Here is a 280-nt window from a genome sequence, read left to right as displayed (position 1 = left end):
GCTCCACCCGGGCCCGGGCCAGCTCCTCGCTCAAGGCGGTGAGCTGGCTCACGTAGTCCCGGTCGCCGCCCGCGCCCAGCCCCATGTACTTAAGGCGAAACTCCTTGAGCCGGTTCTCGGCCTCCTGCAGGCGCTTTTCGTAGATCGCGACCTGTTCGTTGATGAACTTCTCCGCCTGCTCCGCGTCGCTGCGCTTGTTCCCTAGGCTGGATTCCAGGAAGATGGAAAGGAGCACCTGGACTACCCGCTTGGCCTGCTCCGGGTTGGTGTCCCGGTAGGA

General features: G+C 64.6%; 1 pseudogene. It reads right to left on the bottom strand.

The window, feature by feature from the left end:
- Positions 1 to 280, bottom strand: a pseudogene (locus ACTFO6_RS18645) (XrtA system polysaccharide chain length determinant); the annotation flags it as partial.

The sequence above is a fragment of the Pelomicrobium sp. G1 genome, from assembly GCF_051905455.1.
Taxonomy (GTDB): Bacteria; Pseudomonadota; Gammaproteobacteria; order Burkholderiales; family UBA6910; genus Pelomicrobium.
This window is presented reverse-complemented; position numbering and strand designations above follow the sequence as displayed.